This window comes from Kitasatospora sp. NPDC002543 (assembly GCF_053594915.1).
Window position 1 is genome coordinate 20,403 of record NZ_JBSFWR010000061.1, and the last position, 18,914, is coordinate 39,316.

Consider the following 18,914-nt stretch of genomic DNA (forward strand, 5'->3'; position numbering starts at 1 on the left):
CGGGTCAGCCGCCGGCGGCGCGGGCGGCCAGGGCCTTCCGGTCGACCTTCCGGTTGGCGTTGAGCGGGAACTCCGCGACGTGCTCGAAGTGACGCGGCATCATGCCCGCCGGGACGCGCTCGCGCAGCTCACGGGCGAGCACGGCGGCGGTGGCCGGCCGGCCGGTGTAGTAGACCACCAGCTCCAGCCCGCCGGGCCCCGGCCTGGTCACCGTCACGGCCTCGGCCACGCCGGCGCAGGAGCGGACCGCGTGGTCCACCTCGGCGAGCTCCACCCGCCAGCCCTGGACCTGCACCTGGCCGTCCCGGCGGCCGAGGTAGACCAGGTCGCCGTCGGGCAGGCGGCGCACCCGGTCCCCGGTGCGGTACCAGGTCAGTCCGTCGTGCTCGGTGAACCGGCCCGCGTCCTCCGCCGGGTCGAGGTAGCCGGCGGCCATCTGCGGTCCGCTGACGCACAGTTCGCCCTCGTCGGCGACCGGCTCGCCGTCCTCGCCCAGCAGCAGGTGCCGGTGCCCCTCGTGCACCGCCCCGATCGGGGACAGGCCGTTGACGCACAGGCCCGGCGAGGTGTCCGGCCGCCAGCGGTACGCCGCGACGGTGACGGTCAGCTCGGTCGGCCCGTACAGGTTCTCCAGCGTCGAACCGGGCGCCGCGGCCAGCCAGTCCGCCGCGTCCGTGTCGCGCAGCGCCTCACCGGCGAACAGGCTCCAGCGCAGCGAGGGCATCGAACCCGGGGTGAGCACCCCGGTGCGCCGGGCCAGACCGATCGTGCCCGGCACCGAGAACCAGACCGTCACCCCCCGCTCGGCGACGAAGCCGGCGAGGTCCCGGTAGGCGTGCGGCGGCACCGGGTGCACGGCGGCGCCCGCGCCCCAGGCGCTGAACAGGTCGAAGAAGGCGCAGTCGAAGTTCAGGTCGAAGGTCTGCGAGAAGACGTCCCGCGGGCCGAAGTCGTAGCGCCGGTCGGACAGCCGGAAGTAGTGGTCGAAGGCCGAGTGCCGGATCGGCACCCCCTTGGGCACGCCGGTCGACCCGGAGGTGAACAGCACGCAGGCCACCGCGTCCGCCGTGACCGGCCGCGGCCGCTCCAGCGCTGGCCCGGCCTCCCCGGGCTCGCCGTCCGCGGTGACGGACAGCACCGGCGGCAGCGGCTGCGGCAGCCGGGCCAGGACGGCCGTCCCGGCGGCGTCCGCCAGGACCGCCCCGGCGTCCGAGAGCGCCAGCATCCGGGCGGTGCGTTCCGGCGGGAAGGCCGGGTTCAGCGGCACCACCGCGGCGCCGGTGTAGAGCGCGGCGAGCACCCCGGCGTAGCCCTCGAAGCCCTTGCCGGCCAGCACCGCCACCGCCGCCGGCGGCCGTTCGCAGCGGACCGACAGCGCACCGGCCAGTCGCAGCGCCCGCTCGTGCAGCTCCCGGTAGGTCAGCGAGCGGTCGCCGACCCGGACGGCCGGCCGGTGCGGTGCCCGGGCCAGCCCGCGCAGGAAGCGCTCGTACAGCGCGGGCGCGCTCACCGGGCCGGGGTCCGCTGCGGCTCGGGCATCATCGCCGTCCGCGGGTTGGCCGCCAGTGTCTCGAAGGAGGAGGTGGTGACCGGCACCCGGCCGAACAGCTTGTCCGGCCCGGTGACGACGACCCGGCCGACGCCCGCGGCCTGCAGTCCGGCCACCGTGTCGGGCCAGCGCACCGGCTTCACGTAGCCCTCCAGCATCATCGTGCGCACCCCCTCGCCGGTGGTGAGCAGCGCGCCGTCCTGGTCGGCGACGACCGGCAGTTCGGGGTCGGCGAACGTGAGGCCGGCGAACACCTCCCGCTCCACGGTGTCGCGCAGGGTGGCGAAGGCCGCGCAGTGCATCGGCGGGCGCATCGAGTACAGCGGCAGCCCGCCGGCCGCGCGCAGCCGCCCCTCCAGCCACTCGACCCGGCTCTCCTCCAGCGACAGCATGTGGAAGTCGTCGTCGATGTAGCAGGAGATCTCGTACCAGCCGCCCAGCGCGTCCAGTTCGGCGAGGATCTCGGCGAGCCGGTCGGCGGGGGTGCGGGCGAAGGAGTGGGTGACGATGTCGCGGTGCTCGGCGGCGAAGTACTCGTCCTCGTGGCGGGCCAGTTCGGCGGTCAGCCGGATGGCGTCCGCCAGGTCCAGCGCGTTGCTGTAGACGGCGGCCGCCTTGCTGCCGAAGCTCGGCCCGGCGATCACCTGCGGCCGGCCGTACCGCTCCTCGGCCCACCGGGCGGAGGCGAGGCTGTTGAGGAAGAACGCGATCTGGGCGTGCTCGGAGTAGTCGCTCCGCCCGTCGCGGTAGCGCGCGAACAGCGAGTAGCCGAGGACCTCGTCGGCCACCGCGAGCAGTTCCCGCGCATGGGGGTTGATCATCATGAACTTGGCGACGTCGGAGAACTGGGACGGCGCCATCCCGGGGAAGACGAACGCGGTGTGCGGGCGCGGCTCGGTGGTCATGGGCATCCTGTCTGGTCGGTGCAGGGGGTCACGGGCGCGGGCCGCAGAGCTTGCCGAAGGCGTCGGCCAGGACGTCGAGCGTCCGGGCGACGTGCGGCAGCCGGACCGGGTCGGCGGCGTCCAGGGCGGCCTGCTGCTCCGCGCGGGTGGCGCCGTAGAGCAGGCTGGTGGCGGCCTTGAAGCGCAGCGCGCCCGGGTCGTCGCCGAGCAGGTGCCCGGCCAGCACGGCGACGCCGAAGTCCCGGAAGAGGCGCCGCTGGAGCGAGTCCGAGTCGGTGACGCCGTCGGCCGCCAGGCGGTCGCGCAGCGGCTCCAGGTCGGGGTAGAGGTAGAAGCCGCCGGCCGGCGGGCGGCAGAGCGCCCCGGCGTCGGTGAACACGGTGTGCACCGCCCGGGCCACCGCGCCGTGCAGCCGGGCGCTGGCCGCCAGCCGCTCGCGGATCACCGGCGGCTCGGACAGCGCGAACGCCGTCGCCGCCTGCAGCGGAGCGGCCAGGGACGACCAGGCCTCGCTGGCGAAGGTGAGGACGTCGCGCAGGATCGCCTCGCCGCGCGGGCCGGCCGGGAAGCGGGCCACCCCGCAGCGCCAGCCGCCGAGGCCGAAGCTCTTGCTGAGGCCGTTGGTGACGACGGTGCGCTCCGGCACCACCTCGGCGGGGGAGAGGTAGGGCAGTTCGGGGTCGTGCACGATGTCGCGGTACACCTCGTCGGAGACGACCAGCAGGTCCTCCTCCTCGGCGATCGCGCACAGCTCCCGGACGAGGGCGGGCGGGGCGAGGGTGCCGGTCGGGTTGTCCGGCAGGGTCAGCACGAGGATCCGCGGGTCGTCCCCGGCGGCCCGGGCGGTGCGGATCCGCTCGCGCAGCGCCGCCGGGTCCGGCACCCCGCCGCACTCGGCCGGGATCGGCACCCCGAACACCTTCTTGCCCGCGTAACGGGCCTGCGGGGCGTAGGAGTTCCAGGCCGGCGCGGGGATCAGCAGATCGCCGCCGACGACCATCTGGAGGGCCAGCAGCAGCGGCTTGCTGCCCGGCGCGAGCACCACCTGCCCGGGGTCGGTGGGCAGTCGGCGGCGCCCGAAGTAGCCGGCCGCGGCGGCGCGGACGGCCGCACCGCCCGCCACCGGGCCGTAGGCGTTGTCGCCGGCGGCCCGGGCCAGCTGCTCCGCCATCTCGGGGAGCACCGGCAGCCGGGCCTCGCCGAACGCCATGTGGACGATCTCCTCGCCCGCCGCCTGGCGTTCGGCGACGAGCTGGTTGAGCGCGAGGTTGGGGGACATGACGCGGCCCGCCATCGTCGGCTCCTTCCTGGGGTCAGAGCGGGTGCTCGGAGCGGGGTCCTCGGTGCGGCGGGCCGTGCGGAGCGGGGGCGCTCGGCGGCGGAACCGCCCGGTGGACGGGGGCTGTTCAGCCGCGGGGCGGCGCCGTGTAGGGGCGCAGCGCGGCGGCGAGGTCGGCGGGGGTGGCCGGGTCGAGTTCCAGGCCGTCGATCCAGGCGGCGTCCTCGTCGTACCGGGTCCGGAACGGCCGGCCGACCAGCGAGGCGTCCCGCGCCTGGAGCATCCGCAGCCGGAAGAACCGGCCGTCGGGCCCCTCCTCGACGCCGTCCACCACGATCTTGCCGGGGGTCGCGGACATGATCGGGCCGCGCACCGTGCGGGCCAGGCCCGGGAGGTCCCGGTAGGCCCCCTGGAAGATCTCCAGGGCCCGGGTGAGCGGCACCTTGAAGTAGTCGTAGGGGCCGGTGTCGCGCTCCACGAAAAGGTAGTAGGGGACGATGCCGGCCGCCAGCTCGGCGCGCCACATCCGGGCCCAGACCGCGGCCGAGTCGTTGACCTTGGCGATCAGCGGCGCCTGCCCGTACACCAGCGCGCCGGTCGAGCGGATCCGGGCGATCGCCCGGCGGGCGACGTCGTTCTCCAGCTCGCGCGGGTGGCTGAAGTGGGCCATCACGGCGACGTTGCGGCCGCCGGCGACGATCCGCTCGAACAGCCGCAGCAGCTCGTCGGCGTCCGGGTCGGTCAGGAAGCGGTACGGCCAGTAGGCCACCGACTTGGTGCCGATCCGGATGGTGCGCACGCTCTCCAGCCCGAGCAGCGGCTCCAGGTGCGAGCGCAGCCGTTCGGTGGACATCACCATCGGGTCGCCGCCGGTGACCAGCACGTCGCTGACCTCGGGGTGGCCGCCGAGGTAGCGGACCAGGCCCTCCGGCGAGGGCGCGGCGAACTTCAGGTCGGCGTCGCCGACGAACTGGGCCCACCGGAAGCAGTAGGTGCAGTACGAGTGGCAGGTCTGGCCCTGGCTCGGGAAGTACAGCACCGTCTCGCGGTACTTGTGCTGCAGGCCCGGGATCTCCTCGCCGTCCTCGCGGGGCACGTTGAGCTGCTTCTGGCCCGAGGGGTGCGGGTTGAGCGCGTCGCGGATGCGCTGCACCTCGGCCCGGAGCAGGGGGGCGTCGGCCTTGTCCCGGGACAGTTCGGCCAGCCGGCGCTCGTCCTCGGCGCGGAGCATGCCCCGCTGCGGGAAGACGAGCTGGAAGATCGGGTCCTCGGGGATCGCCGACCAGTCGATCAGCTGCTGCAGGACGTAGTCGTTCACCCGGAACGGCAGGACCAGGGAGGCGATGTCGAGCGCCTCGCGGATCTCGGGGGAGAGGCCGTACTTGGCGGCTATCTCGGCGATCTGGCGCGGTCCTTTGGCGCGGAACCGCTCCGTCGCGGACGGTATGGGAGCCAGGAGATTCATGCGTACCTCGGGTCGGTGGTCCCCCTCGTGCCGGCGGGGGCGGAGCACCGGGCCGGTCGCCCGGGCGGGGGTCGGCCCCGGCCCGGCCCCGGCCGCCGGCGGTGGGAGCCGGCGGGCGGGGCCGGGTGGGCTCACGGCCCGGAGAAGGGGTGGTTGCCGGGCCGCGCCGGTCGCGCGCCCGGTGGCCGGCCGGTCAGGCGCTGGTGGTGCCCGGCGCCGGCGCGTTGTACTGGATGGTGCCCATGTCGGCGTCGACGGAGTAGCCGGAGACGTCGACGTCCTTGTGCTCGATGCGGGCCAGGGCCGACTCGACGGCCGCCTTGAGCCGCTCGTTCTTGGCCGCGTCACGGGCCGGACGGCGCTCGGCGAACTCCGGCATGACCTCGCGGGCGAACAGCTCCAGCGACTCCATGATGTGCTCGTGCTTGGTGTTGCCGAGCTGCACCTGGAAGATGATCTGGTCGATGCCGGCCTCCTCGTAGGCGCGGATCATCTCGACCAGCTTCCCCGGGGAGCCGATGCCCCGGCGCAGCGCGTCCAGCCGCGCCTCCAGCGTCGGGTCCATCGCGGCCATCGCCGCGAGCACCTCGGGGTTCGGCTCGCGCACCATGGCGAACATCTCCCGGCCCTGCTCGAACAGTTCCGCGATGTTGGTGGTGCCGGGGAAGTGCTCGCCGATGAAGTAGTAGTGCATGAACGTGTAGGCGAAGAAGTGGGCGCCGTCCAGGGCCCGGTCCAGCGCCGTCTCGTCGTCGGGCGCGCACAGCATCGGCATCACGACGGCGAGGTTCGGGTTGACCGCCTTGCCGAGCGGCACGCAGTCCTCGGAGGCGAACGCCGCGTAGTAGGCGTCCGTGTAGGCCTTGGCCTCCTCGATGGAGACGAAGGCCAGCGCGAGGGCGCCGAGGCCGTTGCGGGCGGCGAACTCCACCGTGTCCGGGTTGGAACAGGCGAGCCAGAGCGGCGGGTGCGGGGTCTGCTTGGGCTTGGGCAGCACGTTGCGCGGCGGCACGTTGACCCAGGTGCCCTCGTGGCCGGTGAACGGGGCCTCGGTCATCATCCGGGTGATGACCTGCAACGCCTCCCGCCACTGGTCCTTCTTGGTGGCCTTGACCACGCCGAAGGCGTCCAGCTCCATCTGCGAACTGCCCTGGCCGGTACCGAACTCGACGCGGCCGCCGGAGACCAGGTCGAGGGTGGCGATCCGCTCGGCGACGCGGGCCGGGTGGTTCATCGCGGGCGGCAGCGAGACGATGCCGTGGGCCAGCCGGATGTTGCTGGTGCGGGCGGCCGCGGCGGCGAGGAAGACCTCGGGCGCGGAGCAGTGCGAGTACTCCTCCATGAAGTGGTGCTCGGTCGCCCAGGCGCAGTCGAAGCCCAACTTGTCGGCGAGCTCGATCTGTTCGAGCGACTCGCGGAGCACCCGCTCCTCGCTGTCGGCCGCCCACGGACGCGGTACTTGGTGGTGGTACTGGAGACCGAAACGCATGGTTGGTTGCCTCTTCCTCGCTGGGTTCGCCGCGGAGCCCGGGTCGAGGTCGCCGGGCCCGTCGGGCCGTTCTGGAGTATTCGGGCCACCGTCCGGGCCGGGCAAGGAGATCGGGGCAGGTTAGGGCCGCCGCCGGGGGAGGTTAGGGGCGCGGGCCCGCCGGTGCGCGGCGGCGCGGCGAGGAGCGTAAGGGGGTTCCCCTAAGTCCGCGCGGTGCGCGGCCTTAGGGGGCGGCTCGGGCCCGACTGTCCCGATCCCGGCGGTACAAACGACCTTGTTGAACGACGGTGGGGTGCCACCGGCGGATTTCCCGACGAAGGAGGGCCCTGTGGGCCGTGTGGAAGGCAAGGTCGTCGTCGTAACCGGAGCCGGTCGTGGACAGGGCCGCAGCCACGCGGTCCGTCTGGCCGAGGAGGGCGCCGACATCATCGCGATCGACATCTGCGAGGACGTCGACGCCGCGGAGTACCCGATGGCCTCCGAGGAGGACCTGGCGGAGACCGCCCGCCTGGTCGAGAAGGCCGGCCGCCGGGTGTTCGTCTCGAAGACGGACGTCCGCGACCGCGCCGCGGTGCAGCGGGCCGTGGACGCGGGCGTGGCCGAACTCGGCCGCCTGGACGCGGTGGTGGCCAACGCCGGGATCAGCCCGGTCGGCGCCGACCGCCCGGTCACGGTCTTCGGCGACACCGTCGACACCAACCTCAACGGCGCGCTGCACACCGCGCACGCCGCGCTGCCGCACCTGGGCGAGGGCGGCTCGATCATCATGGTCGGCTCCGCCGCCGGCCTGCTCTCCAACTACGGTGCCGGGCCGATGGGGCCGGGCGGCGCCGGCTACGTCTTCGCCAAGCAGGCCCTCGCGATGTACGCCAACTGGCTGGCGCCGCAGCTCGCGCCGAAGGGCATCCGGGTCAACGTCGTCCACCCGTCGAACGTCGACACCGCGATGATCCACAACGCGCCGATGTACCGGATCTTCCGCCCGGACCTCCAGACCGCCACCCGTGAGGACGTCGCGCCGTCCTTCCAGGACTTCCACGCGATGCCGATCCCCTACCTGGACCCGATCGAGATCTCGCACGCGGTGACCTACCTGGTCTCCGACGAGTCCCGTTTCGTCACCGGCCTCCAGCTCAAGATCGACGCCGGCGCCGTGGTCAACGCCGGCCGCTGACGCCGCGCCGCACCCGTTACGCACGAGGAGGACCCGCCCATGTGGGACGAGCAGTTCGAGCAGCTGCTGCGGGCACACCTGCCCTACCTGCCGGCGCAGGACGAGCTGGGCGCCGACGTCGCCCTGGCCGACCTGGGGCTGGACTCGATGAGCACCGTCGAGCTGCTGGCCTCGCTGGAGAAGCGGTACGACGTCCGCTTCCTCGACGACGCCCTGAGCATGGAGACCTTCGCGACCGCCGCGACCCTGTGGAAGCAGCTGTCCGAGCTCGTCGACACCGCTCGCTGAGCGCTCACCCGGCGCGGCCCCGAGGGGCCGCGCCGGGCCGACCCGCCGTGGCCGACCGCACCCGATGCCCCTCGCGGTCGGCCACGGCGTTCCCGTGTGTCCGGGCGGTCAGCGCCGGTCGGCCGGGGCGCCGAGCGTCCGGGTGAAGCCGGCCGGGACCACCAGGTCCTCCGGGACCAGCTCGCGGATCGAGGAACGGCCCAGCCCCATCAGCGCCGAGTCGATGCCGCCGCGCAGCAGGTCCAGCACGTTCTCCACACCGGCCTGCCCGTTGGCCGCCAGCCCCCACAGGTACGAGCGGCCGATCATGACCGCCCGCGCCCCCAGCGCCAGCGCCTTCACCACGTCGCTGCCGCGCCGGATCCCGCCGTCCAGCAGCACCTCGACCTGGCCGCCGACCGCCCCGGCCACCGCCGGCAGGCAGCGGATCGACGCCGGGGTGCCGTCCAGGTTGTTGCCGCCGTGGTTGGACACCGAGATCGCGTCCACCCCCGCGTCCACCGCCCGCAGCGCGTCGTCGACCCTGGTCACGCCCTTGAGCATGAACGGGCCGCCCCACTCCTCGCGCAGCCAGCGGATGTCCGCCCAGCTCGGCGGCTCCGACTGCATCCAGCTGCCGTACGCGCCGAAGAAGGTCGGCGCCGGGCCGCCGCCGTCGGCCATGTTCGGCACCGTCAGGTCCGGCAGCCGCCCGGCCCGCAGGAAGTCCCGGAGCCAGGAGGGGCGGGACAGCGCCTGCGGGGCGAAGCGCACCGCCTCGCGCAGCGTCAGGCGCTCCGGGATGTGCGGGCTGCCCCAGTCCCGGCCGTGCGAGAACGACCAGTCGGTGGTGACGATCAGCCCCGCCGCCCCGGCCGCCCGGGCCCGCTCCATCCGCTCCGCCATCTGCCGGCGCGAGCCCATCCAGTACAGCTGGAAGAAGGTGCTCGGGTTGGCCCGCACCACCTCCTCCACCGGGCGGGAGGCGAACGAGCTCAGCCCCATCGCGGTGCCCCGCGCCGCCGCCGCCCGGGCGACCGCCACCTCCCCCTCGGGGTGCACGGCCTGCACCCCGGCCGGGGAGATGATCACCGGCAGCGAGACCGGCTGCCCCAGCACGGTGGTGGCCTGGTCACGCGCGGCCTGCTGGCCGGCGACGTGCGGGGCCAGGCCGAGCTCGTCGAACGCGCGGTAGTTGTCGCGCACCGTCAGCCCCTTCTCGGAGCCGGCCAGCAGCGCGCCGTACACCGAGGGCGGCAGCCGCCGCCGGGCCCGTCGCTGGGCCTGCGCCACGGTCTCGAACCAGCCGTTGCTCATCGGGACTTCTCCTTGTTTCCAGACGGTCGGGCGCGCACCGTCCGCCGGTGCGGCGCGGGGGGAAGCGCGGGCGTCACCGCGGCCAGGGTGCGGTGGCGCACGCTCGCCCGGCAGACGCCGGCGCCGTACGCCAGGTCGTCGGCGAGCGCGGCCAGCGTGAAGCGGACCGGGTCCAGCCGCGGGCGGCGGGTCGCCCAGGTGTGCAGGCCGGGCGCCAGCAGCAGTCCCGCCGCGGCGAGCCGCCGGGCCGCCGTCCGGCCCGCCGGGGTGCGCGCGGAGCCCGGGGCGAGCAGGGCGGCGGCCAGCAGCGGCGCGGCGAACTGCGCCGCGTAGCGGCCGGCGCCCAGCCAGGTGTGCCCGAGACCGCGCAGGGCCACCGCGCCCGCCCGCCCGGCGGGCAGCCCGGCCCGCCGGGCGGACCGTGCGCTCAGCGCCAGTTGCAGCGCCGCCGCCGCACCGGCCGCCGCCGGGCGGCCCAGCAGGGCCGCGCCCACCGCGGCGGCCGCCCCCGGGGCGGCGACCACCGGCGGCACCCGGCCCGGGTGGCGCAGTGCCAGGGCGGGCGCCGAGGTGCCGTACCGGAACCGCCGCTCCAGCAGGGCGCGCCAGCTGCCGGGCTCCTCGTGCTCCACCCGCACCGCCGGGTCGTAGCGGATCCGCCAGCCGGCCGTGTGCAGGCGCCAGAGCAGATCGACGTCCTCGCCGTAGCGCAGCGACTCGTCGAAGGCGCCGTCCGGGCCCGCCACCTCGGCCAGCGCGGCGCACCGGACCACCAGGGCGGCGGTCGGCACGTAGGCGACCCGGGTCAGCGGCGCCACCGGGGCCTCGGCGGGCCCGAGGTCCAGACTGCCGGCCACCGCGCCGTAGCGGGTGAGCGCCGAGGCGTCGTCCGGCCCGGCCAACGGCACGATCCGCGGTGCGGCCGCCGCGACCCGAGGATCCGTCAAGTGGGCCGCGATCCGCTCGATCCAGTCCGGCCCGGGCGCGCAGTCGCTGTCCAGCAGCGCGGCGAACTCCGTCGTCACCAGGGCCAGTCCGGTGTTGCGGGCCGCGGCCGGTCCGCCGTTCTCCTCGCGGCGCACCAGACGGGCGCCGTGCGCGGCGGCCACCCGGGCGACGGCCGCCGGGTCGCGCGAGGCGTCGTCGACCACGACCACCGGGTACCCGGCGCCGAGCGCGCGCAGGCAGCGGTCCAGCGCGCCGGCGCGGTCGCGCACCGGCACCACCACGGTGACGTCCGGCCGGGCCCCGCCGACCGGCGGGCACGGGTGCAGCAGGCCGGCGTCGCACAGCCGCCGGGCCAGCACCCCGCCGGCCGGGGTGCGCACCCGGCCGGCGCGCAGCTCGTCGAGAGCGCGCACCCCGGCGGGGGAGAGCCGCAGGACCCGGGCCGGCGAGCCGCCGTACAGGACGGCCTCGCCGAGCCGTACGGCCCCCGGGTCGAAGCGGACCCCGAATCCGGGGGGCAGCGGCCCCGGGGCCGTGCTCACAGGGCCAGGCCGGCGTCCACCGGAACGACCGCCCCGGTCACCCCGCCGGCGGCCGGGGAGGCGAGGAAGGCGATCGCGGCCGCGACCTCGGCCGGCTCCAGCAGCCGCCTCAACGGCTGCTGGGCGGCGAAGACCTGGGGGTCCGCCAGGTCGTACAGCCGGGCGCTCTCGGCGAGGATCGGGGTGTCCGTCGAGCCGGGGCTCACCGCGTTGGCGGTCACCCCGCTCTCTCCCAGCTCCACCGCGAGCGCCCGCACCAGGCCGGCCACCCCGGCCTTGGCCGCGCAGTACGCCGCCAGCATCGGCAGGCCCCGGGTCGCGGCGGCGGAGGCGACCGCGACGAACCGGCCGCTGCGCGGGGCGGGCCGCTCCAGCAGCGCGGGGACGGCCGCCCGGGCCAGCTCGACGATGCCGCCGAGGTTGACGTCGAGCACGGCGCGCAGCCGGTCCTCGGGCATCTCCCAGAGCGGGACGCCGCCGCCGATCACCCCGGCGCAGCCGATCGCCGCGTCCAGCCCGCCCCACCGGTCGACCGCCTCGGCGACGGCGGCGCGCAGCGCGTCGCCGTCCCGCACGTCGGCGACGAACGGGTGGATCCGGCCGGGCGCGGCGGGCCGTTCGGCCGCCACCAGCCCGTCCAGTTCCTGACGGGTCCCCAGGGCGTAGGGGAGCGCGGGGTCGTCGGCCGCCGCGTCCACCGCCAGCACCGACCAGCCGTCGGCCAGCAGGGCGCGGACGGTGGCGGCGCCGATGCCCCGTGCGGCGCCGGTGACCAGCGCCACCCTCGGGGTCATGCCGGCTCCCCGGCGGGTGCGGCGGTCGCCGGCCGGGCGGGCCACCAGGCCTCGACGGCGGCAGCCAGGGCGGACTCCAGGGTGCGCCACAGCGCGTGGCCGTCCTCGGCGGCGGCCGTCGTCGGGTCGCCCAGCACGCCGGTGGCGTCCACCGCGCGCACCCCGCCGGCCCGCAGCAGCGGCATCAGCTCGGCGAGCGGCCGGCCGTTCCCGGCGGTGGCGTGCTCCATCCGCACCCGGTCCGGGTCGAGGGCGAGCTGCAGCGAGGTCTCCACGTGCCCGGCGTGCGCGTCGCCGTCCCAGCGGGGCGAGTGCGCCCGTACGTCGAGGCCCTCGGCGCGCAGCCGGGCGACGGCGCGGTGCAGCGGCTCGGCGTTGCCTCCGTGCCCGTTCACCAGCAGTACGCGCGGGGCGGTCGCCGCGGCCGACCGGGCGAGCTGGAGGACCACCAGTTCCAGGGCTTCCTGGCCGATCGAGAGCGTTCCGGGGAAGCCCGCGTGCTCGTCGCTCGCCCCGTACGGGAGGGCGGGGGCGACCAGCACGCCGGGCCGTTCGGCGGCCAGCCGGCGGCAGAGCCGTTCGGCGATGTCGGTGTCGGTGCTCAGCGGCAGGTGCGGGCCGTGCTGCTCGGTGGCGCCCAGCGGGATCGCCAGGATCGCCGCGTCGCCCAGGGACCCGGCCTGCGGCGAGGCGAGTTCGCCGAGCGGCCCGGCGGGTGCCTCGGGGGCCTGCGCGGCCGGCTCCGTCGCCTTCGCCGCGGCCGCCGCCGAACGGGCGACGAGACCGTCCTCGCCGAGCGTGTCGGAGATGGTCCGCAGCACCTCGGGGGCCCGTTCGGCGAGGAAGAAGTGACCGCCCCGCAGCACCCGCAGCTCGAACCCGGAGCCGGTGTGGCGCTGCCACGCGGCGGCCTCGTCCGCCGTCACGTAGGGGTCCTGATCCCCGGTCAGCGCCACCACCGGGCAGCCGAGGACCGGCCCGGGCCGGTACCGGTAGGTCTCGGCGGCGCGGTAGTCGTTGCGGATCGCGGGGAGGATCATGCTCAGCACCTCGGGGTCGTCGAGCATGTCCCCGTACGTCCCGCCGACCCGGGCCAGCTCCGCCACCACGGCCTCGTCGCTCGACTCGTGGACGTGCTCGTCCCGGTGGCAGGAGGGCGCGCGCCGCCCGGAGGCGAACAGCGCGACCGGGGCGTGGCCGCGCTCCTGGAGCAGCAGCGCCACCTCGAACGCCAGCGTGGCACCCATGCTGTGGCCGAACAGCGCCAGCGGGCGGTCCAGGAACTCCTCCAGCTCCCCGGCGACGATCCCCGCGAGCTCGTGGAGGTCGTCGACGAACGGCTCGGACCGCCGGTCCTGTCGGCCCGGGTACTGCACGGCGAGCACGTCCAGGCCGGGTGACAGGGCACGGGAGACCGGGAAGTAGTAGGTGGACGAGCCGCCGGCGTGCGGGAAGCAGACCAGCCGGGTCGCGGCCTCGGGGGCGGGGTGGAACCGCCGGATCCAGCCCCCGGCGCGGGCGCTCGCTACTGCCATGGTCGTGTCGTCCCCTGCCCTGTGTCGCCGAACGGCTGTCGCCGGCCCGCGCGGCGAAGGCGCGGGCCGTCCGGTCCATTCAAGGGGGGCGGGGGAGCGGCCGCCCACCCCACACCTGGCCCGGACGACCCCTAACCCGCTGACGGGCGGTCAAGGGTGGCGCGGCCGACGACCCTCCGGAATTCGTCCGTGACCCAGGGGTTTGGCCGCCCCGCCGCCGGGGCAGCCATCCGTGGGGCGGCCGCCGCGGCGGGGCGTCGTGCCACCCCATAGGGGGTTGACCTCGGGTACGGAGCGTTGAAAGCTTGCGGCGGGTTCACGCTCCCACGGCGAGGTCGGCGGAGAGCGAGCTGCGGCCGGCGACGTTGAGCTTCCGGTAGACGCGGGTCAGGTGCTGCTCGACCGTGCTGACGGTCAGGAACAGCTTGCCGGCGATCTCCCGGTTGGTGTGGCCCTGCGCGGCGAGGGCGGCCACCCGCTGCTCGGCGCTGCTGAGCTCGTTGGTCCGCGGCTTGGCGGAGGGCACCCCCTCGGGCTGGGCCTCGGCGGCGCGCTGCTCCGCACCGGCCGGGCGCACGGCCGAACGGGACTGCGGGGTCAGGGTGCGCAGCAGGCCGACGGCACTGCACTGCTTGGCGATGAACTGGGCGCTGCGCAGCCGGTTGCGGGCCTCGTGCGGTTCGCCCAGCGCGTGCAGGGCGGTGCCCAGGTCGGCGTAGGCGTGGGCCAGTTCGAGTTGGTCGCCGCACTGCTCCAGGACCTGCACGGCCTCCTCCAGCAGCTGCGGGCGCTTCTTGACGTCGCTGGCGGCGGCGAGGACGCGCAGCGCGCTGCCGCGCACCCGCTGGTGCTGCGGCTGGGCCTCCTGGAGCAGCTGGAGCTGCTCGTTGACCAGGCTCAGGGCGCGCTGCTGGTCGCCGATCCGCAGGTAGGCCTGGGCGCAGTCGGTGCGCCAGGGCAGCACGCCGGGCGCGTCGATGTTCCAGTCGGTGACCAGCTGCTGGCAGGTGCGGAAGTCGTTGAGCGCGCTGCGGTAGCGGCGGGTGGCGAGGTAGTGCCGGCCCCGGGCGCGCAGGAACAGCAGGCCCGGCAGGGTCTCGAACACGGCCGCCGGCAGCGGGGTGGCCAGGTGGTGGGCGGCGAGCTCGGGCTTGCCCGCGGCGGTGGCGGTGGAGAGCAGGGCGGCGAGCGGGAAGCCGATGGCCACGCCCCAGGCCTCCGGGGAGAGCAGCTGCAGGCCGCGCTGGGCCTCGGCCTCGGCGGTGGCCAGGTCCCCGCGGCGGTAGGCGAGTTCGGCGGTGATCGAGGTGAGGACGGCGAGCCAGGTCGGCGACTCGCGCTCGTCGGCGAGGGCGGCGAGGCGGCGGCACCAGGTCTCGGCCTTCTCCAGCCGGTTCCCGAGCACGAGCGTGGTCAGCGCGGTGACGGTGCCGGCGAGGCTCTCGTCGCTGATCCGGGTCTGCTGCAGGGTCTCCTCGGCGGCGGCCAGGTTCTCGCCGGTGAGCCGGTCGTGGCGCAGGGCGATGAGCAGCGCGGTGGCGTCCTGCGGCCGGCCGATCGGGCGGGCGGAGGGCACGGCGGCCGGCGGGTTGCCGACCAGGTGCTGGAGCCGGGCGGCGTGGCGGGGGCAGAGGCCGGCCAGCCAGAGGCAGGTGGCCCGGAACCGGGCGGCGGTCTGCGGGTCGGTGCGGACGGTGGTGCCGGCGAGCTGTTCGACGAGGGCGGTGGCGCGCTCCAACTGGCCGTGCCAGAGCAGGTACTCGACCAGGGCGAGCGCGGCGGGCGGGTCGAGCCGGCCGTCGCCGCCGGCCGCGGCGAGGGTGTCGAGGTGGCGGGTGACGCCGAGCGGGTCCCGGTGCCACTCGATGCGGGCGAGGTCGGCGCGGATCCGGATGTCCTCGGTGCCCGCGGCGGCGGTCTGGGCGGCGCGCAGGAAGCGGACGGCGGTCGCGGTGTCGCCCTTGCGGAAGGCCTCGTGGCCGGCGTCGCGCAGCACCCGCACCGCCCACGGCGGGTTGCCCGGCCCGGCGACCAGGTGGACGGCGACCTCGCCGGCGGAGGCGCCCTCCAGGTAGAGGAGGTAGGCGGCCCGCTCGTGCATCTCGCGCAGCTGGCCGAGGTCCATGCTGTCGGTGACGGCCTGGACGGCGCGCGGGTGGCGGATGCCGCGTTCGTCGGTGAGTCCGATCATCCGCAGCCGCTGGTCGGCGTGCTGGGCGACGCTCTGGGAGAGGCCGGCGAGCTGGGCCTGGACGGTGGCGGAGCCGCCGCCGAGGACGGCCAGTGCCTGGGCGTACCGCAGGGTGGACGGCTCGCTGCGGTAGAGCGTGGCCATGACGGCGCGGGCGTAGGCCTCGCCGGCGACGACCTCCCGGCCGCCGCTCTCCTGGACGTCGTCGATCACGGACTTGGTCATCAGCGGGTTGCCGCCGCCGGCCGCGTGCACGCCCGCGACGAGTTCCTCGGTGGCCTCGCCGCGCAGGTGCGCGCGGAGCATCGCCGCGGTGCCGGCCGGGCTGAGCGGGCGCAGCGGGAGCCGGCGGCAGTGCGGTTGGTGGATGAGTTCGAGGTGGAGTTCGGGGTGGGCGGAGCGGACGGAGGTGCACTCGCCGAGGACGAGCATGACCGGGGCGGCGGTGATCCGCCGAACCACGTAGGCGAGGCACTGGAGCGAGGCGGGGTCGGCGTACTGGACGTCGTCGACGACGATGACCAGGGGTCCGGGGCCGGCCAGGTCGATGACGGCCCGGGAGATGCCGTAGAGGGTGGGCGCGAGTGCACGCCGACTGTCCTCGGGCTGTCCCCAGACGGCGGTCCGGCCTTCTTCCAGCAGCCGGGACAGCTCGCCGTCGGGACAGGCGTCGGCGTCGGGCACGAGCTGGCCGATGACGCCGAAGGGGAGTTCCTGTTCGGCGCGGGAGGCACGGGCGCCGACGACCTGTGCGCCGGACTCCGCGGCGCGAGCGGCGAACACGGAGAGTAGCTCCGTCTTGCCGGAGGCGACGGCCCCGCGGACTACGGCCACTCTGCCGAATCCCCGGGCGCATTCGCCCAGCAGCCCGTCCAGTATCCGTATTTCCTCATCGCGCTCGACTAGCCTCATCGCTCCCTTTCCCCCGTTATCCTAGAAATATTTCAAATGAACGTAAGGTGCGCCCGAGTATCAATCTCGTTAATATTATCGATATTTGACTCGACACCCTGACTCGCGATCGACGCACTTCCCGGCGCCCTCATTGGCATGGACGCGTCGGCCAATCTCCCTGGTCGCCGGGCAGGTGACCTCCCCTGCCCATTGGTTGCGCGTTCAATCTCTCTGCCCCGTTCACCGTCGTCACCCCCGGGCGTCGCCATGTCTCCCCCGTCCGGCGGTCACAGCGTTCCGGGTTCGAACAGTGCGTATTGTTGGGAGGTTCCTGGCGGGTTGTCAACTGTTTGTGAAAGGCACGAATCAACGGGATGCGAGTGGATGCGTGACTTCGCCCGGCGTGTCGCACCCGGTTCGTCGAATGTGACGGACAGTCAGCGACGGGTGGTGGATCGAGCGGTCGGCATCGGCCGGGGGTCGTGCGCGTGGGGCGCCGCCGCGGCCGGAGGGAGGGTCGCTCCGCGGGGCGGTGGCGCGGTGGCTCGCGGGCGTCGCCCGGGCGCGGCGGGCGGTGCCGCCGGAGCGAGCGGTTCCTCGGTCATGCGATCACCGACGCCGTCTGTTCATTCGTGGGCCAGCTGAAGCAAGCCCACATTGTGCAGCGTCGGGTTTGCGGCGGCCTAAAGCCGTCCTTAAGCGGGGGTGACCAGTCCGTTCCGGCGGCCCGGCTTCGCGTGCAAACGAAGAAGCCGCCGCGCTGGGCGCGGCGGCGGAGTGTCGGGTGCGGAGCGTCGGGCGGGGGGAGCGGGGCGCGGTGCGGGGCCGGTGAACGCGGCGGCGGCGGGTGCGGGGCACCCGCCGCCGGCGGGGACGATCACCCGGGGGTGTGCGATCGTCCGTCGGAGTCCGCCGCCCGGCAGGGGGCCGGGCGGCGGAGGTGGTCAGCGGGCGGCGAGTTCGGCGGCCGCGGTGCTCTCGTCCTCGGCCGCACCCTCCTCGCCCGAGTAGCTGACGTGCAGGAGCCGGGCCAGGGTGAACAGCGCGGCGGCCACCGCCACACCGATCCCGATCCAGGCGTTGAAGTCGAGCGAGTCGACGAAGGAGCTCTTCGCGGCGTCGAGCACGCCCTGGCCGACGGCCGGCGGCAGGTTCTGCGCGACGGCGACCGCGCCGCCCAGGGTGTCCTGGGCCGGTCCGCGCACCGCCTCGGGCAGGGCGTTGAGCGCCGCCGAGGAGAAGCCGTCGCGGTACAGGGCGGCGCCGATGGTGCCGAAGAGCGCGATGCCGAGCGCACCGCCCAGTTCCTGGCAGGCCTTCTGCAGCGCGGCCACCGAGCCCGACTGGTCGGCGGGGCCGACCGCGACGACGAAGTCGGTCATCAGGGCCAGCACGCTGGAGGAGCCGGCGCTGATCAGGGCGACTCCGACCAGGCACAGGACCAGGTTCTTGCCGGTGGTCAGCATCGTCATGCAGCCGAAGCCGGCGGCGATCATCAGGAAGGAGGCGGCGAAGACGTAGGCGGGCTTCACCTTGTTGACGAGCTGGGCGGCCAGCGGGGACGCCATGCCGGTCAGCGGCAGGGTGGCGAGCGTCCACAGCGCGGTGGTCAGCGGCTCGAGGTCCATCACGACCAGCAGGTACTGCATGCTGAACAGGCCGAAGCCGATGACGCAGAAGAACGCCACGCCGCTGAGCGTCAGGGCCGGGGCGAAGCCGCGGTGACGGAACATCTTGAGGTCGACCATCGGCTTGGCCAGCCGGGCCTGGCGGAACAGGAAGGCCGCGCCGATCGCGAGGCCGAGCGCCACGCTGCCGGCCGGGACGGCGGCGAAGCCGTTGATGGCCAGCTCCTTGACGCCCCAGATGAAGGCGACCATCGCGGCGATCGACAGCACCGAGCTGAGCACGTCGAACTTGCCGAGGTCGTCGCGGCTGCGGCGGGCCTCGGGCGCCAGGGCGAGGATCAGGACGATCAGGACGACGACCACGGGGGCGTTGATCAGGAAGATCGAGCCCCACCAGAAGTTCTGCAGCAGCACGCCGGACAGGACCGGGCCCAGGCTCAGGCCGGCCGCGGTGCCGATCGACCAGGTGGCGATGGCGGAGCGGCGCTGCTTGGGGTCGTGGAAGAGCGAGCGGACCAGGGCCAGTGCCGACGGCATCTGGGTGGCGGCGGCCAGACCCTGGATGGCGCGGGCGGCGATGAGCATCTCGGCGCTGCTCGCGTAGGCGGCCATCACCGAGGCGAGGCCGAAGACCACCGCGCCGCCGACGAGCAGCCGGCGGCGGCCGATCAGGTCGCCGATGTTGCCCATGGTGATCACGGCCGAGGCCAGGATGAAGCCGTAGATGTCGATGATCCACAGCTGCTGGGCACTGCTGGGCTGGAGGTGCTCGGCGATCTGGGGGACCGCGAAGTAGAGGACCGTGATGTCCATGCCGATCAGCAGCGGCGGGAACATCAGGGCGACGAGAGCGAGCCATTCCTTGCGGCCGGCCAACGGCACAGGCGAAGTAGTCACGAGGAGGAATATACACACGTCCCATACGACTGTATAGATC

13 protein-coding genes and 1 pseudogene are annotated in these 18,914 nt (G+C 74.7%); 2 read left to right on the forward strand and 12 right to left on the reverse strand.

The window, feature by feature from the left end:
• Positions 1 to 4: 4 nt before the first annotated feature.
• The 5 genes from ACWD4P_RS23880 to ACWD4P_RS23900 form a co-directional block, all read right to left on the reverse strand.
• Positions 5 to 1,510 carry an AMP-binding protein gene (locus ACWD4P_RS23880; protein WP_359829179.1) on the reverse strand — a complete coding sequence of 502 codons (1,506 nt, stop codon included), beginning with the start codon at positions 1,508 to 1,510 and terminating at the stop codon, positions 5 to 7.
• The gene (locus ACWD4P_RS23885; RefSeq protein ID WP_359829178.1) at positions 1,507 to 2,454 is read right to left on the reverse strand and encodes an ACP S-malonyltransferase; all 948 of its coding nucleotides are present in this window, start codon (positions 2,452 to 2,454) and stop codon (positions 1,507 to 1,509) included. The genes ACWD4P_RS23880 and ACWD4P_RS23885 overlap by 4 nt, the downstream gene beginning before the upstream one ends.
• A gap of 28 nt (positions 2,455 to 2,482) precedes the next feature.
• Positions 2,483 to 3,748 (reverse strand): pyridoxal phosphate-dependent aminotransferase, encoded by a 1,266-nt coding sequence (locus ACWD4P_RS23890; protein WP_359829177.1) that lies wholly within the window; start codon positions 3,746 to 3,748, stop codon positions 2,483 to 2,485.
• A gap of 112 nt (positions 3,749 to 3,860) precedes the next feature.
• Complete coding sequence (locus ACWD4P_RS23895) at positions 3,861 to 5,198, reverse strand: KamA family radical SAM protein (protein WP_449780982.1); 1,338 nt, start codon at positions 5,196 to 5,198, stop codon at positions 3,861 to 3,863.
• A 193-nt stretch (positions 5,199 to 5,391) separates the two neighbouring features.
• Positions 5,392 to 6,687 (reverse strand): LLM class flavin-dependent oxidoreductase, encoded by a 1,296-nt coding sequence (locus ACWD4P_RS23900; protein ID WP_359831133.1) that lies wholly within the window; start codon positions 6,685 to 6,687, stop codon positions 5,392 to 5,394.
• A 328-nt stretch (positions 6,688 to 7,015) separates the two neighbouring features.
• Here ACWD4P_RS23900 and ACWD4P_RS23905 point away from each other — a divergent pair, with 328 nt between their 5' ends.
• Both ACWD4P_RS23905 and ACWD4P_RS23910 read left to right on the forward strand, forming a co-directional pair.
• Positions 7,016 to 7,861, forward strand: coding sequence for a mycofactocin-coupled SDR family oxidoreductase (locus ACWD4P_RS23905; protein ID WP_359831131.1), 846 nt, complete (start codon positions 7,016 to 7,018; stop codon positions 7,859 to 7,861).
• Between the two features lie 39 nt (positions 7,862 to 7,900).
• Entirely contained in the window at positions 7,901 to 8,149 is a 249-nt protein-coding gene (locus tag ACWD4P_RS23910; protein WP_359831129.1) for an acyl carrier protein, read from the forward strand.
• Between the two features lie 108 nt (positions 8,150 to 8,257).
• On the opposite strand, the gene mftD is transcribed toward ACWD4P_RS23910, so the two are convergent.
• The 7 genes and pseudogenes from mftD to ACWD4P_RS23945 form a co-directional block, all read right to left on the reverse strand.
• Entirely contained in the window at positions 8,258 to 9,445 is a 1,188-nt protein-coding gene (gene mftD / locus ACWD4P_RS23915; protein ID WP_449780983.1) for a pre-mycofactocin synthase MftD, read from the reverse strand.
• Positions 9,442 to 10,935 (reverse strand): mycofactocin biosynthesis glycosyltransferase MftF, encoded by a 1,494-nt coding sequence (gene mftF / locus ACWD4P_RS23920; protein WP_449780984.1) that lies wholly within the window; start codon positions 10,933 to 10,935, stop codon positions 9,442 to 9,444. The genes mftD and mftF overlap by 4 nt, the downstream gene beginning before the upstream one ends.
• Positions 10,932 to 11,729, reverse strand: coding sequence for a mycofactocin-coupled SDR family oxidoreductase (locus ACWD4P_RS23925; protein WP_449780985.1), 798 nt, complete (start codon positions 11,727 to 11,729; stop codon positions 10,932 to 10,934). The genes mftF and ACWD4P_RS23925 overlap by 4 nt, the downstream gene beginning before the upstream one ends.
• Positions 11,726 to 12,550, reverse strand: a complete 825-nt coding sequence (mftE, locus tag ACWD4P_RS23930; RefSeq protein ID WP_449780990.1) for a mycofactocin biosynthesis peptidyl-dipeptidase MftE — start codon at positions 12,548 to 12,550, stop codon at positions 11,726 to 11,728. The genes ACWD4P_RS23925 and mftE overlap by 4 nt, the downstream gene beginning before the upstream one ends.
• A pseudogene (locus ACWD4P_RS23935) lies at positions 12,524 to 13,264 on the reverse strand (thioesterase II family protein); the annotation flags it as partial. The pseudogene ACWD4P_RS23935 and the gene mftE, both read right to left, overlap by 27 nt.
• 316 nt (positions 13,265 to 13,580) lie before the next feature.
• Entirely contained in the window at positions 13,581 to 16,367 is a 2,787-nt protein-coding gene (locus ACWD4P_RS23940) for a helix-turn-helix transcriptional regulator (RefSeq protein ID WP_359830462.1), read from the reverse strand.
• A 926-nt stretch (positions 16,368 to 17,293) separates the two neighbouring features.
• Positions 17,294 to 18,874, reverse strand: coding sequence for an MFS transporter (locus ACWD4P_RS23945; RefSeq protein ID WP_449780986.1), 1,581 nt, complete (start codon positions 18,872 to 18,874; stop codon positions 17,294 to 17,296).
• Between the last annotated feature and the right edge of the window lie 40 nt (positions 18,875 to 18,914).

Bases quoted from the DNA above. Each gene is read 5' to 3' on its own strand.
- ACWD4P_RS23885 (WP_359829178.1), bottom strand. From the start codon at position 2,454: ATGACCACCGAGCCGCGCCCGCACACCGCGTTCGTCTTCCCCGGGATG.
- ACWD4P_RS23890 (WP_359829177.1), bottom strand. From the start codon at position 3,748: ATGGCGGGCCGCGTCATGTCCCCCAACCTCGCGCTCAACCAGCTCGTC.
- ACWD4P_RS23895 (WP_449780982.1), bottom strand. From the start codon at position 5,198: ATGAATCTCCTGGCTCCCATACCGTCCGCGACGGAGCGGTTCCGCGCC.
- ACWD4P_RS23900 (WP_359831133.1), bottom strand. From the start codon at position 6,687: ATGCGTTTCGGTCTCCAGTACCACCACCAAGTACCGCGTCCGTGGGCG.
- ACWD4P_RS23910 (WP_359831129.1), top strand. From the start codon at position 7,901: ATGTGGGACGAGCAGTTCGAGCAGCTGCTGCGGGCACACCTGCCCTAC.
- mftD (WP_449780983.1), bottom strand. From the start codon at position 9,445: ATGAGCAACGGCTGGTTCGAGACCGTGGCGCAGGCCCAGCGACGGGCC.
- ACWD4P_RS23925 (WP_449780985.1), bottom strand. From the start codon at position 11,729: ATGACCCCGAGGGTGGCGCTGGTCACCGGCGCCGCACGGGGCATCGGC.
- ACWD4P_RS23940 (WP_359830462.1), bottom strand. From the start codon at position 16,367: ATGAGGCTAGTCGAGCGCGATGAGGAAATACGGATACTGGACGGGCTG.